The sequence below is a fragment of the Flavobacterium sp. LAR06 genome (genome assembly GCF_041946075.1).
GTDB lineage: Bacteria > Bacteroidota > Bacteroidia > Flavobacteriales > Flavobacteriaceae > Flavobacterium.
On sequence record NZ_JAUTYT010000006.1, the window covers coordinates 156,007 to 172,914 of the forward strand.

The 16,908-nt window shown below is 34.0% G+C and carries 13 protein-coding genes and 3 tRNA genes; 7 read left to right on the top strand and 9 right to left on the bottom strand.

From position 1 onward, the window contains the following. Window positions 1-3: 3 nt before the first annotated feature. The 4 genes from Q7C23_RS10495 to Q7C23_RS10510 form a co-directional block, all read right to left on the bottom strand. Window positions 4-552 carry a hypothetical protein gene (locus tag Q7C23_RS10495; RefSeq protein WP_375032476.1) on the bottom strand — a complete coding sequence of 183 codons (549 nt, stop codon included), beginning with the start codon at window positions 550-552 and terminating at the stop codon, window positions 4-6. A gap of 41 nt (window positions 553-593) precedes the next feature. Beyond that, the gene (gene rimO / locus Q7C23_RS10500) at window positions 594-1,907 is read right to left on the bottom strand and encodes a 30S ribosomal protein S12 methylthiotransferase RimO (protein WP_072972978.1); all 1,314 of its coding nucleotides are present in this window, start codon (window positions 1,905-1,907) and stop codon (window positions 594-596) included. A gap of 257 nt (window positions 1,908-2,164) precedes the next feature. Beyond that, the gene (locus Q7C23_RS10505; RefSeq protein ID WP_375032477.1) at window positions 2,165-3,742 is read right to left on the bottom strand and encodes an OmpP1/FadL family transporter; all 1,578 of its coding nucleotides are present in this window, start codon (window positions 3,740-3,742) and stop codon (window positions 2,165-2,167) included. 49 nt (window positions 3,743-3,791) lie between these two features. Further along, the gene (locus Q7C23_RS10510; RefSeq protein ID WP_375032478.1) at window positions 3,792-4,760 is read right to left on the bottom strand and encodes a hypothetical protein; all 969 of its coding nucleotides are present in this window, start codon (window positions 4,758-4,760) and stop codon (window positions 3,792-3,794) included. Between the two features lie 101 nt (window positions 4,761-4,861). Between Q7C23_RS10510 and proS the strand changes: the two genes are divergently transcribed. The 5 genes from proS (at window position 4,862) to rpsT (ending at window position 7,127) form a co-directional block, all read left to right on the top strand. Then, window positions 4,862-6,340, top strand: coding sequence for a proline--tRNA ligase (gene proS, locus Q7C23_RS10515; RefSeq protein WP_375032479.1), 1,479 nt, complete (start codon window positions 4,862-4,864; stop codon window positions 6,338-6,340). 77 nt (window positions 6,341-6,417) lie between these two features. Then, window positions 6,418-6,489, top strand: a tRNA-Glu gene (locus Q7C23_RS10520). 45 nt (window positions 6,490-6,534) lie between these two features. Beyond that, window positions 6,535-6,606, top strand: a tRNA-Glu gene (locus tag Q7C23_RS10525). A gap of 43 nt (window positions 6,607-6,649) precedes the next feature. Continuing rightward, window positions 6,650-6,721, top strand: a tRNA-Glu gene (locus Q7C23_RS10530). 154 nt (window positions 6,722-6,875) lie between these two features. After that, window positions 6,876-7,127 (top strand): 30S ribosomal protein S20, encoded by a 252-nt coding sequence (gene rpsT / locus Q7C23_RS10535; protein ID WP_007803459.1) that lies wholly within the window; start codon window positions 6,876-6,878, stop codon window positions 7,125-7,127. Window positions 7,128-7,298: 171 nt separating this feature from the next. Here rpsT and Q7C23_RS10540 read toward each other — a convergent pair whose 3' ends face one another. Continuing rightward, entirely contained in the window at window positions 7,299-7,715 is a 417-nt protein-coding gene (locus Q7C23_RS10540) for a response regulator (protein ID WP_375032480.1), read from the bottom strand. Window positions 7,716-7,721: 6 nt separating this feature from the next. Next, complete coding sequence (locus Q7C23_RS10545) at window positions 7,722-9,431, bottom strand: PAS domain-containing protein (protein ID WP_375032481.1); 1,710 nt, start codon at window positions 9,429-9,431, stop codon at window positions 7,722-7,724. 167 nt (window positions 9,432-9,598) lie between these two features. Here Q7C23_RS10545 and typA point away from each other — a divergent pair, with 167 nt between their 5' ends. Continuing rightward, entirely contained in the window at window positions 9,599-11,395 is a 1,797-nt protein-coding gene (gene typA / locus Q7C23_RS10550) for a translational GTPase TypA (protein WP_072972968.1), read from the top strand. 122 nt (window positions 11,396-11,517) lie between these two features. Here the strand turns inward: typA and Q7C23_RS10555 are convergent, their stop codons facing one another. Genes Q7C23_RS10555 through Q7C23_RS10565 form a run of 3 tightly spaced genes read right to left on the bottom strand, consistent with a single transcriptional unit; the run spans window position 11,518 to window position 15,636 of the window. Further along, window positions 11,518-13,869 (bottom strand): choice-of-anchor L domain-containing protein, encoded by a 2,352-nt coding sequence (locus tag Q7C23_RS10555; RefSeq protein WP_375032482.1) that lies wholly within the window; start codon window positions 13,867-13,869, stop codon window positions 11,518-11,520. A gap of 15 nt (window positions 13,870-13,884) precedes the next feature. Beyond that, entirely contained in the window at window positions 13,885-14,721 is an 837-nt protein-coding gene (locus Q7C23_RS10560) for an ABC transporter permease (RefSeq protein WP_375032483.1), read from the bottom strand. A gap of 3 nt (window positions 14,722-14,724) precedes the next feature. Further along, window positions 14,725-15,636, bottom strand: a complete 912-nt coding sequence (locus Q7C23_RS10565) for an ABC transporter ATP-binding protein (protein ID WP_375032484.1) — start codon at window positions 15,634-15,636, stop codon at window positions 14,725-14,727. A 109-nt stretch (window positions 15,637-15,745) separates the two neighbouring features. Here Q7C23_RS10565 and Q7C23_RS10570 point away from each other — a divergent pair, with 109 nt between their 5' ends. Next, window positions 15,746-16,798 (top strand): hypothetical protein, encoded by a 1,053-nt coding sequence (locus tag Q7C23_RS10570; RefSeq protein ID WP_072972959.1) that lies wholly within the window; start codon window positions 15,746-15,748, stop codon window positions 16,796-16,798. Window positions 16,799-16,908: the final 110 nt, after the last annotated feature.

Consider the following 16,908-nt stretch of genomic DNA (forward strand, 5'->3'; position numbering starts at 1 on the left):
CAATTATTCGTGAACTTTTATTGCTTCTGTTTCCTCTTTTATTTCTTTTACTTCTTTTGTGTCAGAATCTTTTTTCTTTTTGTTTTTCGTTTTCTTGATCTCTTTAAAATTAGCCATGAAATTGGTGTATTTTTCTATTTGATCAGGATTTAAAAAAGCAGTGATTTTTTTAGTGGTACTTTCTCTTAATGCAGTCAATTGTTCGATTTTTTGATCTTGACTGCTCTCTTCGTTTTTCAAAAGAATTCCTTGTTCTCTCATGCTGTCTGCAAGAACATTGGTAATTGCGATAGCTTGTAAGTCATCCAATTTTACCTCTGGCTTCATTTGCTCAACAATTTTTGCGGCAGTTTCTTCAGCAGGAATTTCTTTAGGCTTGCTCGGAGTGCTTTGCGGGCCAGACATCATACTTCTATCCATTCCCATTCCGCCACCTCTTCCATAACCACCTCCACCATAGCCATTATTATATCCATTCCCATATTGTGCAGAAACAGAATTGAAACACAATAAAGTGAAAAATAAAATAAAAAGTGTGTGTGTAGGTTTCATAAAAATATTTTATCTAAAATTCATAATAGTTTACCGTAAATTTAAGCAGGTTCTCCGTATAAATCAAATTCTGTTGCTTCTATTATGCGTATATTAACAAATTCTCCTGTTTTTACATAATGTTTAGACGCATCAATCAAAACTTCATTGTCTACATCCGGGCTGTCAAATTCTGTTCTTCCAACAAAATGAGCGCCTTCTTTTCTGTCAATAATACATTTGTAAACTTGTCCAACTTTCTCCTGGTTTAAATCCCATGAAATTTGAGATTGCAATTCCATGATTTCATTAGCTCTGGCTTGTTTTACATCGTCTGGTACATCATCTTCCAATAAATAAGCATGTGTATTTTCTTCATGAGAATAAGCAAAACATCCCATCCTGTCAAATTTCATTTCCTGAACAAAGTCTTTCAAAATTTCAAAATCTTCCTGTGTCTCTCCCGGATAGCCAACAATCAAAGTAGTTCTGATGGCCATTCCTGGAACTGCTGCACGGAAATCTTTTAGTAATTGAGTTGTTTTCGCTTGTGTTGTACCACGACGCATCGATTTTAAAATAGAATCTGAGATGTGTTGTAACGGAATATCAATGTAATTACAAATCTTAGGTTCGCGTTTCATAACTTCTAAAACATCCATTGGGAAACCAGTAGGAAAAGCATAGTGTAAGCGAATCCACTCAATTCCTTCCACTTTTACCAAAGCTTCTAAAAGTTCAGCAAGATTCCTTTTTTTATAAATATCAAGACCATAATACGTTAAGTCCTGAGCGATTAAGATTAATTCTTTTACGCCATTTTTAGCTAATCCTTCAGCTTCTTTAACTAATTTTTCAATTGATTGAGAAACGTGTTTACCTCGCATTAAAGGAATCGCACAAAAACTACAAGGTCTGTCGCAACCTTCTGCAATTTTTAAATAAGCGTAGTTTTTAGGGGTTGTAGTTAAACGTTCTCCTAGTAATTCATGTTTATAATCGGCTCCTAAAGCTTTCAATAGTTGAGGTAACTCAGTTGTGCCAAAATATTGATCGACATTTGGAATCTCTTTTTCCAGATCTGGTCTGTAACGTTCCGATAAACATCCGGTTACAAAAACCTTGTCAACTAAACCTTTGTCTTTTTTATCTGCATATTCCAAAATCATGTTTACTGACTCGGCTTTTGCGTTATCAATAAAACCACAAGTGTTGATTACGATAATGTTTCCTTCCTCGGCTGCAGGTGCTTCATGTTGTACTTCTTTGCCATTGGCGCGAAGTTGTCCCATTAATACTTCACTGTCATATACATTCTTCGAACACCCAAGAGTGATTACGTTAATTTTGTTCTTTTTTAAAGACTTGGTTCTCATACTTTTATAAATTGGAGTGCAAAATTACACTTTTTTATTCAAACACCGCTTGTTTCAGTTTCTTTTAGATGATTTTTGTGAAGCTAATCTCCCGATATTTCAGGATTCGCTATATCTTTTTATGTAGTCCTTTTTGTAAAACAGAAAATATAGAGGTTTGTTAAGTACACTTCCGGAAGTCTCGGAGCTATCAGAGTTAAAAAAAATCCGTTAAGCCAGACTTAACGGAAATTTCAAATTAATCTATTTTAATATAATTACAATTCAAATAATAAAGTCAAAGAAACATTATTAAGTTTCGATGAAATGTTGGCGCCATCAGTAAATCCGGTGGCAAAAAATCCCTGATTTGATTTTCTTTCTGAATAAGAATAAGCCAAGTCTAATTTTGTAGATCCAAAACTATAGCCTAAACCTCCTGAGTAGCCGTTTAAATCTCCAATTGTTGATCCGTTTTTGTAAGGACTTCCTTCAAATCGGTAACCGCCTCTTAAACTTAATCGGTTTATTTTGTATTCACCACCAATTCTCAATTCACCATTACTAGTCAATTGGTTATTTATGTCTCCGTTTAATCCGCTAAAACCAGGGTCATTTGTTGGTTTGTATTTTGTGTTTGAATAGTCTTTAATCGCATAATCAATACTTAGTAAACCTGATTTTCCAAATACATAAGCGCCACTAAAAGTCCATTTTGCCGGAGTTTGTAAAGTGTAGCGTTCGTAAACATTTATAACATTAGGGTTTAAATTTGCGTATACTTCAGGGCCATTTGTGGCTTGTCGTGCTGTGTATAAACTTTGATGAACTTCGTCGTAAAGATCGTACCATGTATTAGATTCGTATGCTAAACCAAGACGGAAAGCTTCTGTAACTTTACCAATTGCTCCAAGTTGAAAAGAAAAACCGTTTCCGTAAGTATATAATTCATTATTGAAAGTTAAGTTAGATATAGTTTCTCTAGGTACTAATGGATTATCGTTAGTTTCGTAAAAACTGCTTGATCTTCTGTAATCTGTAATATGAACATTTAAATTGGCTCCAAAATAAATTCTTTCTTTATATGATGTTGCAATGTTAAAACTTAATTTACTATTGTATCCTGTGGTGTAAACGTTATTCTCTTGATAATATTTTCCTCCTGATGGAACATTGGTAATATAGGTACTGTTCGGGTTGTTTGGGTCATCTGCATTTATTATAAATCCCTGATAGCCTAACATGGCTTGTTGCGCAGCATAGCCTGATAAGTTTGGATATTGATAATTGGGTAAATTTGAGCCTAAAAAACGATATAGATCGCTGATTGATTCACCAGGTTGTAATTTTACAAATTGTTGAGGTACAGGCGATCCCCCATTACTATTGTTTGCAAAAGCTAAAAAATAACCGTCAATAGAATTGGGATTTAATCCAGCTGAAAAAACTTCATTATCAAAGTTGTTGGTGTTTTCATAAGTTGCTCCAATAGCAATTTTTTTCCAGTTGTTATTTGGATTTCGGTCCTTGAAAACAAAAACGCCACCAGCCTGATTTAGAATAAAAGAATTTTCTTTATCACTGGTTTGAGTTTGGTTATAATTAGAATTGTTTTTAATGATTTGATTACTAAAAGTTGTTCCAAACTGATTGTTATTGAATATTGCAGAGCCTGCTGGGTTTACAGTTAAAGAAGATAAATCTCCTCCAACAGCTCCAAATGCACCACCCATAGCTCTAAATCTTGCCGTTCCTGTTAAGTTGTCTTGCGCATAACGCACTGCATCTGATACTTCCTGAGAATGTGAGACGCTAAAAGTTAGTCCTGTAATAAAAAGGAAAAATATTTTTCTCATGTGTGGTTAAGTTTTAAATGTGAGTTATCTGATTAGTGAGAAGGAGAAACTATCTTCTTCCTCCGCCGCCACCGCCAGATCTTCCACCACCGCCGTATGATCCACCGCCGCCGCCTGACGATCTCATGCTTCCTCCGCTGCTATTCATTGAGCGAGATGGGCTAGGAGAGTAGGATCTTGTCGAGTTACTATTGGTATTGTTGTAACTTCTGTTTGTAGTTGTGCCAGATCTTCTGTAGTCATAACTGTTGCTTTGCCCTTGTGCTGTACCTCTTCTGTTTGTGAAAGTCGGACTTGTTGAGTAGCTTCTGCCGTTTGCATTAGAACTTCTTCTAAAGTCAGAGTAGTCCGTACGTCTGTTAGTTGTGTACCCGTTTCTGTTTGTGGTATAGTTTCCTCTTCCGGCATAATTTCTACCAGTATTGTATGAGCTTCTTGTAGAATATCCTCTTGATCCGTAGTAAGCTGCAGATCCTCTTCTTCCATAGTTATAAGAGTAGTTGTTGTATCCGTAGCCGTAACCTGGGTAGTAACCCGGGTAACCCCAGCCTGGATAATATCCAGGATAGCCCCATCCGTAATAAGGATAGCCCCATCCATATCCATATCCATATCCGTAATAAGGGTATCCCCATCCAAATCCAATTCCCCATGACCACATTGGGTCAGAGTAAACGGTTACAGATACATCTGTATTAGCGCTTCCCCATGCAGGATAAGCTTTTGCTGCGGTTTGTGTACTGTCGTTTTCTGCATAATTACCATAGCTGTCTACGTCAGTAAAAATCTCTGTAGGCTGATCATCAGTGTCTTGTAGTGATTTAAAATAATCTTTATATTGGCTGTTAGCAGAAGTATTTGTTGATTGTGCGTATGTTCTTGTCGAACCACCATAAACGCCATCATTGTCCTGATAGGATGTATTTTGATAAGAACCACACGAAGCAACTAGTAAACTCAGTAGTCCAATTAAGTAAAAATGACTTGAGTTTTGGCGGAGAGTAGTAGAAGTTTTCATATCTGTGGTGTTTTTTATTGTTGCACATTACAAAAATAGTTAGTTTTGTCAAACTATTTAGTTAAAATTATTAAAACAAAATTTGTGCCAAACTATTCAATATGAGTAAGAACCTCACTACAAGATCAGAAGATTATTCGAAATGGTATAACGAGCTGGTTGTTAAAGCAGATTTAGCTGAAAACTCAGGAGTTAGAGGATGTATGGTTATTAAACCGTACGGATATGCTATTTGGGAAAAAATGCAGGCGGAGTTAGATCGAATGTTTAAAGAGACAGGACATCAAAATGCATATTTTCCTTTGTTCGTGCCGAAAAGCATGTTTGAAGCAGAAGAGAAAAATGCAGAAGGATTTGCGAAAGAGTGTGCAATCGTAACACATTATAGATTAAAGAATGATCCGGATAAACCCGGAAAACTAATGGTTGATCCAAATGCTAAGTTGGAGGAAGAGCTTATTGTTCGTCCTACAAGTGAAGCTATTATTTGGTCTACCTATAAAGGATGGGTGCAGTCTTATAGAGATTTGCCCTTATTGATTAATCAATGGGCAAATGTGGTTCGTTGGGAAATGCGTACGCGTTTGTTTTTAAGAACCGCAGAGTTTTTATGGCAAGAAGGGCATACGGCACATGCTACAAAAGCAGAAGCAATAGAAGAGTCTGAAAAAATGATGAATGTATATGCTGATTTTGTGGAGAATTTTATGGCGATTCCGGTTGTTAAAGGTATAAAAACAGAAACAGAGCGTTTTGCTGGTGCAGATGAAACCTATTGTATTGAAGCTTTGATGCAGGATGGTAAAGCATTGCAGGCTGGTACTTCTCACTTTTTAGGACAAAACTTTGCAAAAGCTTTTGATGTGAAGTTTGCTAATGCTGAAGGAAAACAAGAGCACGTTTGGGGAACTTCATGGGGAGTGTCAACTCGTTTAATGGGAGCTTTGGTTATGACACACTCTGATGATCAGGGATTAGTTTTGCCTCCAAATTTAGCACCTATACAAGTTGTGATTGTTCCTATATATAAGACAGATGAACAATTGGCAGAAATTACAACTGCGGTTAATGATTTAACTGTGAAATTGAAAAAGTTGAAAATTTCAGTTAAATATGATGATAGAACAACTCAAAAACCAGGATTCAAATTTGCTGAATGGGAATTGAAAGGTGTTCCTGTTCGAATTGCTGTGGGGCCAAAAGATTTAGAAAACGGAACTTTTGAGGTTGCGAGACGTGATACATTGACAAAAGAAGTGGTTTCTGCTGAAGGAATTGTTACTTATGTAAATGATCTGTTAGAGCAGATTCAGACAGACTTATTTAATAAGGCATTAGATTATCGTAATACACATATAACGGAAGTAAATAGTTTTGAGGAATTTAAGGAAGTTTTAGAAGGTAAAGCAGGTTTTGTATCAGCGCATTGGGATGGTACTGCTGCGACTGAAGAAAAAATAAAAGACTTAACAAAAGCAACAATTCGTTGTATTCCTTTAGATAGCAAAGAAGAGGCGGGAACCTGTATATTTACTGGGAATCCTTCTACAAAAAGAGTGTTGTTTGCGAAGGCATATTAAAAATTTTTAATTTTTTTTGCATCAGGTATTGTACATCTTAAAAATAGTTGTATTTTTGCATCCGCATTAGAGAAGCAGGCCCGTTCGTCTATCGGTTAGGACGCATGGTTTTCATCCATGTAAGAGCGGTTCGATTCCGCTACGGGCTACTACTTTTTACTGCGAAACTGTTCTTAAAATACTGAGAATAAAATGGCCCGTTCGTCTATCGGTTAGGACGCATGGTTTTCATCCATGTAAGAGCGGTTCGATTCCGCTACGGGCTACAATAATACCTCTATTTAATTATAGAAAAACTTAGAAGGATATGGTCTGTTCGTCTAGGGGTTAGGACTCCAGGCTTTCGTCCTGGTAACAGGGGTTCGATTCCCTTACAGACTACTGAATTAGTTGTAAATAAGTTTTGTAAAATAAAAGTTGGTGTCTCGATTTTTATTTTATTAGTTAAAACCAAAGTGATTGTTTTGCAATTGTGGGAGGTTTTTCTTTTTTAACTAGTATTTATAATAATTATTACATCTAAAATTAAAAGAAAATGGCAAATCATAAGTCAGCATTAAAAAGAATCAGAAGTAACGAAAAAAGAAGAGTTCTTAACAGATACCAGCATAAAACTACTCGTAATGCAATTAAAGCATTAAGATTAGCTACTGAAAAATCTGATGCAGCTTCTAAATTATCAACTGTAATTTCTATGATTGATAAATTAGCTAAAAAGAACATCATTCATGATAATAAAGCTTCTAACTTGAAGTCTAAATTAACTAAGCATGTTGCTAAATTGTAATTAATTACAATTTCCTAAATATACGGAAAGCCCTCTTTTAGAGGGCTTTTTTGTTTGTATAAATAGGATAAATTCCAAATAAAAAAATCCCAAATTCCAATATTGCTTTTAAATGAAGTTTAGTAGTATTGGGATTTGGATTTTTTTTTTTTTTTTTTTTGATTTGATTTTTTAAATATCTATCTTCTTTTTAAGATATTCTAACATTGGCAGTGTAATTGGCTTTGAAAGAAAATCGATAATTATGGGGTATTTTTTTGCTTTGGCTAAATCGTCAGGGTCAATTGTTGAAGATAAAACAATAACACTTGCGGCGTTGCTGAACTCAGTGTAATCTCCGGATGTAAAATGGTCCAGGAATTCCCAGCCACCCATGACGGGCATATTTAAATCTAAAAAAATTAATTCAGGTTTTTTGCTTACTTTGTTTTTGCTATTGGTGTATTTTAAGGTATTGAAGTGGAGTAGTGCTTCTTCGCCATTTTGAGCCGTAATAATTTCATTCGAAAACTCGGATTTTGAAATTACTTTTTTGCAGAGCATTAATGTGATTGGATCGTCATCAATGCATAAGATTTGCTCAAGCATAATCTGTTAATTTTTAAATGTTATTGTAAATGTGGTTCCTTTGTTGACCTCGCTTTCGATACTTATGGTGCCGCCCATGGTTTCGACCTGCGATTTTACCAAATATAATCCTAATCCTTTACTATCAGGATAATTGTGGAATCGTTGATATAGGCCAAAAACTTTGTCCCGGTTTCTTTCAAGATCTATGCCAATTCCATTGTCTTTAAAAGTTAATATGGCTTTGTGATCTATTTGTTCAGCCATTATTGATATTTTTAATTTTCGATTTTCTGATTTGTATTTTATGGAATTCGTTAGTAAATTAAGTAAAATGCTTTCTATGTAGGCTTTGTTTGTGTTTAATAACGGGACTCTGTCAAACTTGAGTTTTATGATTGGTTTGTGTAATTCTATCTGAAATGATAATTGACTAAATACGTTTTCAAATACTTCTTGTAAAGAGACTTCTTCTTTTTGCATAGAAGGGTTGTCTTTAATAATGATGACTTTTACCAGGTCATTGATTGTTTCATTTAACAAGTGTGTCGATTTTGTGAATCCTGCTATGATTTCTTCGAGTTCGGTATTTTCAACAGGTATGTCTTCAATGAGATTTAAAAGACCAATTAAGTTAGATAAAGGAGCTCTAAGATTGTGTGATGTAATGTATGAGAATTGTTTTAAATCCTTGTTGTTTTGTGTTAATTCGCGTATAAGATGTTCTTTTTCTGTTTCCAGTTTTTTCTCATCGGTAATATCTCTTTGTATGGAGATCCAGTGTGAAATTACGCCTTCATTATTGAAAATTGGAATCATTGAAAATCGAACCCAAAATTCTTCTTTTTGTTTGGTGTAGCTAATGGTTTCAATTAAACATTCTTCTTCATTTTTTATAGCTCTTAATAGTTTTTTTAGCTCCTCTGAATCTGATTTTGGTCCTTTAAAAATATTTGGAGACTTTCCAATTATTTCATTGGATTGATATCCTGACATTTGAGAAAATGCTGGGTTTACGTAAACAATCTTAGGGATCCTGCGGGCTACGGAATTTGCTTCTGTAATTAAAATAGAGTCTTTAGATTGTGTAATTACAGTTTCTAAAAGTTTTAATCGTTGTTCTTCTTCTTTTTGTTTCGTGATATCCTGGATAGCTCCAATCATTCTGATAGCTCTTCCTTTTTCATCTTTTAATAAAAAGCCTCTGTCTAATACATATTTATAAGTTCCGTCGGCGCATCTGAAACGATATTGATCCTGCCATTTTTCGGTTTTTTGCTCAATGAACGAATATAATTTTATGGACATCCTAATGCTGTCTTCAGGGTGAATTTTATCAAACCACCATTTTGAAGTTTTGCCGACATCTTCCTGATTGTAGCCAAATATTCCTTCGATACCTTTGTTCCAGCTGATGCTGTCTTCCTGGATTTTCCAGTCCCAAATAGTGTCACTTGTTGCTTTGGCTACAATATCATATTTTTCGTTAGATTCTTTAATTTCTTCGTTAGTCTGTTTTAGTTTTTCAAAAACAGATTTATTTTTGACTTCATTTTTAGAGAGTATATATTTGAATACCAGTCCTGTGGCTAAAATAAAAAAAATGTCTTTGGCAAGGAATAAATTATAGTTTTCTGTTGGTGAAAAGTAAATCGTGAGTAATTTATGACAGATTATGGTCATAAATAACGAAATGATAATATAAACTAGAGTAATTTGGAGAGTTTTACTTTTCATTACTCAAATATAGTTAAATTAACTATAATTCAGCAATTATTGAATGTCAATTTGACAGTTAAATTTACATTGATCAGTGAACTAATTAGTTGGATATACGCAAAGTATCAAAGAAACGTTTTTTATATCAAAATAAAGTGTACCTTTGCACCCATTAAAAATCACAGATGGAATCTATTAGAAACATTGCAATTATTGCCCACGTCGATCACGGTAAAACCACTTTGGTTGATAAAATTATGTATCACTGTCAGTTATTTCGCGATAACGAAAACACAGGTGATTTAATTCTTGATAATAACGATTTAGAGCGTGAGAGAGGGATTACTATTACTTCTAAAAACGTATCAGTTCAATATAAAGGAACAAAAATCAATATTATTGACACTCCAGGCCACGCCGATTTTGGAGGTGAAGTAGAACGTGTATTGAACATGGCCGATGGTGTATGTTTGCTAGTGGATGCTTTTGAAGGTCCAATGCCACAAACTCGTTTTGTATTACAAAAAGCTATTGACTTAGGTCTTAAGCCATGCGTAGTTATTAATAAAGTAGATAAAGAAAACTGTACTCCTGAAGAAGTTCATGAAAAAGTTTTTGACTTAATGTTTGAATTAGGTGCTGAAGAATGGCAGTTGGATTTTCCAACAGTTTATGGTTCTGCTAAAAACAACTGGATGTCTGATCATTGGGAAAACGTAACTGATAATGTTGAAGCATTATTGGATATGGTTGTTGAAAATGTACCAGCTCCTAAAGTTTCTGAAGGAACACCACAAATGTTAATTACTTCTTTAGATTTCTCTGCCTTTACAGGTCGTATTGCTATTGGTCGTTTAGAAAGAGGTGTTCTTAAAGAAGGTATGCCAATCTCATTAGTAAAAAGAGATGGTACTGTATCTAAGTCTCGTATCAAAGAACTTCATACTTTTGAAGGACTTGGTCGTAAAAAAGTACAAGAAGTTATTGCTGGAGATATTTGTGCAATCATTGGAGTTGAAGGTTTTGAAATTGGTGATACTATTGCCGATTTTGAAAATCCTGAAGGCTTAAAAACAATTGATATTGATGAGCCTACAATGAGTATGTTGTTTACTATCAACGACTCACCTTTCTTTGGTAAAGAAGGTAAATTTGTAACTTCTCGCCATATTAGAGAAAGACTTACAAAAGAATTAGAGAAAAACTTAGCTATGAAGCTAGGTGAAACTGATTCTGCTGATAAATTCATGGTTTTTGGCCGTGGAGTACTTCACTTATCTGTTCTTATTGAAACAATGAGAAGAGAAGGGTATGAGTTACAAATTGGTCAGCCACAAGTTATCATCAAAGAAATTGATGGTAAAAAATGTGAGCCAATTGAGGAATTGACAATCGATTTACCAGAATCACTTTCTGGAAGAGCAGTTGAATTCGTTACAATGCGTAAAGGAGAAATGCTTTCTATGGAAACTAAAGGGGAACGTATGATTGTAAAATTTAATATTCCATCACGTGGAATTATTGGATTACGTAATCAATTACTTACTGCTACAGCTGGTGAGGCTATTATGGCACACCGTTTTATAGGATATGAGCCTTACAAAGGAGAAATTGCCGGACGTAACAAAGGTTCATTAATTTCTATGGAAAAAGGAAAAGCTATTCCTTATTCTATCGATAAATTACAAGATCGTGGTAAGTTTTTCGTTGAACCAAATGCTGAAATTTACGAAGGTCAGGTAATTGGAGAAAACTCTCGTGGAGATGATATGTGTGTGAACGTAACTAAAGAGAAAAAACAATCTAACGTTCGTTCTTCTGGAAATGATGAAAAAGCAAGAATTATTCCACCAATTATTTTCTCTCTTGAAGAAGCTTTAGAGTATATTCAAAAAGATGAATATGTAGAGGTTACTCCTAAATCTATTCGTTTAAGAAAAATTTATTTGACTGAAACTGATAGAAAAAGATTTAAAATCTAATATTTAAATTTTCAATATTTAAAATCCCAAATTCCAATTACTGGAGTTTGGGATTTTTTATTTAAGATCAATATTGGAGGTTGGAATTTATCCGGATATTTGAGAGATTGGAATTTGTTAGTTTATCTTTTTAAACTAAAATGGCCTTTAACATTTTTGCCGTCATCAAAAGTTAAAGTAAACCAATAATCGTCTGAGGGTAGTTCCTGGCCATTAAATTGCCCGTTCCATCCAGGGCTGTTTTGATTCATTTGTTTTAATAATTTACCATAACGATCAAAAATAAAAATTTTATAATCAGGAAGCAGGCTGGGATTTTCAATTGCCCATAAATCATGATAAGTATCTCCGTTTGGTGTGAAATATCTTGGATAGTCCAAAACGATTACCTGAAAAGTGTTAGAAAGTCCGCAGCCATTTTTATCTCTTGCAACAGCATTGTACATACCTGGTTCTACGTTGTTAAACATTGGTTCATCCTGAAAGTCAAGGCCATCTATTGAGAATTCATAATTTCCAGCACCGGTATATTCAAGTGAAACGGAATTGTTATTGGCGGAAAAATCTTTGATTATGGCTACGGTTATTGTTGCAGGTTCTGATAAAATAACTTTGAAAGTTTTAGTTTTCTCACAACCTTTACTATCTTTTACAGTAACCGAATAATCTCCAGCATTATAAACAACTAATGAATTAGTGGCATTTGTGGGGTCAGTGTTCCATGAATAGCTGTTAAAACCCGGATCGACAGTTAGTGTTATATTGCCATCTTTACATAAAATTACTGACTCGTCCTCAAAATTTGGCGGATCAAAAGTATTTACTACAAGTGTTATTGGTGTAATATCATAACAATCAGGACCATTTACAACTCTGGCATAAATGGTTTGGGAAAAAGCGGTAGTGTTTTTAAAGATATTTGGAACCGCACCGGTTTCTGTTACCGCGTCGATCGCAGTTAAATAATATTGTACAGTAAGTCCGTTTGGTAATCCGGAAATAATTTGCGGAGTTGCTTCTGCATTCAAATCAAATTGATAAAGACCGTCCTGAGTTCCATCTTCATCACATGTTTCTATTGGATTTTGATTTGCTATCGTATTATTAGAAATTTGCAATGTGACTTCTGCGATTTTATAACAGCCATATTTATTTTCTAATCTTCCAAAAACAACCTGGTTAACTGATTTATTTTCATATTTATCAGGAGATAAAATAGGATTTGTTTTTGCTTCGGCATTGGCTAATGATTCGTAATATCCCTTATTTGAAATTTCGGAATTATTATTTTTTACAATATTATCTGCTTTGGTTAAATTGAAAATAGTTATCCCATCTGTATTATCATCACATTGTAATAGAGAAGTATTTGCTGAAAGAATTTCCGGAGCATAATCAATTTTTATTTCACCCGATAGTATACATGTTGTATTTATAACAGTTGCTTCAACCTTGTAGGTTCCGGTTTCTGCAACTTCAAAAGTTGAATTTGTACCCAGAATGGTAGCAGGATTGTCTTTTTTATACCATTTAAACGTATAGTCTGCAGGAGAAAGTTTGCTGTCTAAAAGGATTTTTTCTTGAAAACAAGCGGGATTATTGGTTGCCATTGTACGATCTTCTCCAAGAACAATTTTTGAAGCAAAACTGCCTGCTTCTAGAAAAATTGCTGAATTTTGATATCTAACGTCGGCATCGCCGATTACCAATTTTACATGGTATTTTTTTCCTGTAACTACAGTGCTTTGAGCAGTCATAACAACAGTTTGTCCTGCATAATTTATTGGACTGATATTGGTATTTAATCCATTAAAATAGCTTGTGTTTGAAGCCTCGCAGCCTGTGTAAGAAATACCACCAGGCCTCGTTCCAGGTTCAATTTTCGGATGAATGTTTATAGAAGAGACTGGTATACTGGTATTGGGTATTACAGCTAAATTTTTATACGGATCAGTAGTTCCTGCTTCTTTTATTAAAAAAGCAAATCCGTCGGAATATTGGCAAGGATAATTATACTGATATTCATTTGAAGCAAAAACATAATTAAAGCTTAATAAACTTGTATAAGCAATAAAATCAAACTCTAAAACTGTCGTATTTAAAGAATTAATGCTGAGTATCGCATCAAGATCGCTGTCATTGCCCCACTGAGGACTATCGCCAGCGCCTTCATTTGCATCACTACTAAATGGTCCAACCGCACTTTGAGCTGTTGATGTTACTAAAACAATACCTTCATTAAAAGGAAAATTGCTTCCGTTGTTATTAAAATAAGCAAAACTTTGTTTTCCTTGGGTAAAAGTGTCTCCGCTACCAGAAAAATTTGAAGCGGAGGCACACGAGCTATTGACTAAAGTGTTTTCAATAAGTTGTTGCGGTGATCTTTGATCATCAATAGTTATGACCTGTGCATTTATCTTTGCAGACAGACAGCATAAAAATAAAACGATTAAAAAACTTTTTGCCTTATTCATAGTATAACAAATATACTATAAATCTCGATTTTTTAATAATTTGTAAGAGAAGTAAACAAATAAGAATGTCCAGACTAAAACAATTAAAATAGAAGAAAAATGAACATCATAATCTTTTATGTCATTAACACCCATTTGAGTTCCTATATTTCGGATTACAGACAATCTTGTAAAAGGCTCTACAATTAGATTGGACATTGCTTCCAGTGGAAAAAACTTCATTATAGTATGTCCTATAGTACTTTCCGGAAAAATTTTAAAAACTAAAAGTCCTTTTGCGATGGCCTCAAAAATACTCCAAACCAATAAGAAGCCTAAGGCGAAAGCAGAACGTTTAACTAAAATCCCCAGGAATAAACAGAAAGAAAAGAAACCGGTAAGTTTTACAAAAAAGGCCAAAAGATAATCTAAATCGCTAAAAACAATTCCGAATTCTGTGTAAGATGAAAAACTCAACCCAAGAATCAAGCTCATGATAAAGATAAAAATGGTTGAAAACAAAGCGAAAACAACAACGGTTAAGAATTTGGATAAGATGAATTCTTTTTTACTTAATCCGTCAATTAAGTTTTGTTTCAAGGTACCATAACTATATTCATTTGCCATCATGGAAACAATTACAATGGCTAAGAAAAATTTCAACCATGCGGCGATATAGGTATTAAAATGCCAAATAAAAGGAAAGTTGAATATTCCCATTTCGGCCAGATGAAATTTGATTACGCCGATGTCAAATTTTATAGATGCAATTAACGCAATGAAGGAAAGTAAAATAAAATAGGTTAAGGTAAGAACACGGCTGGCTTTGTTTTTCCAGATTTTTTGAAGTTCTATAGAGATAAGTCTGTTCATGGTTTAGTTTTTTTGGATAGTGGCGTTTTTTGTTAATTCTAAAAATTGTGCTTCTAAACTGTTTTTGCGTTTTACTAAATGACTTAAAGCAATATTTTTAGAAAACAAAAACTGATTTAATTCTGAAGCTGATAATTCTGATTTTAAGTACACCAAAATTTTTCCATCTCCTTCAGTAATTCGGTCTATAGCAGGATGTTCTTGTAAAGCTGTTTTTAAAAGTAAATTATCATCGGCCTGAACTTCAAAATAACCTTCGTTAGCCGACATTCCGTCAACCGAACCGGAGTATAAAATTTCGCCTTTTCTCAGAACAATTACGTGTGAACATACTTTTTCTACTTCATCCAATAAATGCGAAGCCAGTAAAATGGTAGTTCCTTGTGAAGCGATTTTTTTAATAATATCACGAATCTGATGAATTCCCTGCGGATCTAAACCATTTGTTGGTTCATCTAAAATCAAAATTTCAGGATCGTTCAAAAGTGCTGAAGCAATGGCTAAACGCTGTTTCATACCTAACGAAAAAGTACTGAACTTGCTGTCTTTTCTTTCGGTTAAGCCAACCAAATCAAGCTTTTCATTGATTTTAGTATAATTGATGCTTTTTATTTTGCAAACCAATTTCAGGTTTTCTTCAGCTGTCATGTACGGGTAAAAGTTGGGTCTCTCAATAATAGCTCCCACTTTTTTCAAAGCTTCGTGTGTTTGCATTTGTCCGTTGAACCAACGGTAATCGCCTGAACTCCTGTTTACAACACTAAGAACAATTCCTAAAGTAGTCGATTTTCCACTTCCGTTAGGGCCTAAAATGCCATAAACACGGCCTTTTTGTATTTCAAAAGATACATTTTTTAAGGCCTGAATGCGCCCGTATCTTTTACTAAGATTTTCAATGGTAAGAATGGTTTCCAAATTTATTTCGGTTTTAGTTTTTAGTATGACGATCCAACTTGTATATTGTTACGCTAAATTTATTTATATCATGCGATTGATGTAAATTTGTACTAAAGATATTTAAAAAATGAGTGAACCTTTAATGGTTTTGAAAAAACCGTCTTATCCTTTAACACCTTCTCTTTTAAGTTATTTAGAACGTTACGAACGGATCTCGAAAGTATCTGTGTTCTATGATGATCTGTTGCGATTTGCGGGCTCTATAAATGTCTACGATAAAAATGAAACCGATACTTTGTGGATTCGCGTTTATTATAGTGAATTCGAAAGAAATGAAATTGATTTAAATCTGAAAAAAATCTATTCTCTTTTGCATTCCGATGGAAACAGCGAGATTATTCAGTTTCTAAATATTGATGCTATTGATTATTGTACTTTCGGAAACTCAAAACCTTTCCGAATTAAGGTCCGAAATATTCTCAATGATAATTATGTTCATTTTTATATTAAAAAAGCAGATGCTTCAAGAATTTATGGTTTAGAATTAGAGGATATTCTTTCGCCGGATAAAATCAACTTTTTAGTTTTTAAAGACACTTTAATCGAAGAACACATTATCGGAATTCCGGGTGACGTTTTCATGGATACTTTATTGGATAGCTGTACCGAAACCGAAAAGTCCCAAATTGCAAAAGAGTTTGTGAAGTTCAACGAGCGTTGTATGATTCGTCTGTTAGGAGATATGCGTGCGTATAATTATGTAATTGTCCCGATTCATGATTTTGATCAGGTAGTTTATAAAATACGTCCGATCGATTTTGATCAGCAATGTTATGAAGGGAATTTTAAAGTTTATCGTCCACAGTTTTTCAAGGAAAATTATCCGATGATAAAACTGATTAAGGAGAAATTAGAAGAACGTTCGATTATTCAATATAAAGATGAAGAAAGAGCTATTCTGGCCAAACGTATTCATTCTGCCGAAAACAGAATTAAAAAACTATTGAATATAATGTGTCATGATACCATTTCGACAGAGGAACATCTGAATCAACTAAAAATGGAATTGTACCGTTATACCAATGATATGAAGTTTAAAAATGCTAAATCAATGGGACATATTATGTTCGCAGCATTTGAATTTATTACGCGTAACTTTAAAAATACAAACCTGATTTAAATTGTAACCGCAAAGACTGCAAAGGGTTTACGCAAAGTTCGCAATGTTTTATTCAGATAGCTTTGCGAACTTATTAGAGCAATTGTAAATACTCCAATTAAAAAACTTTT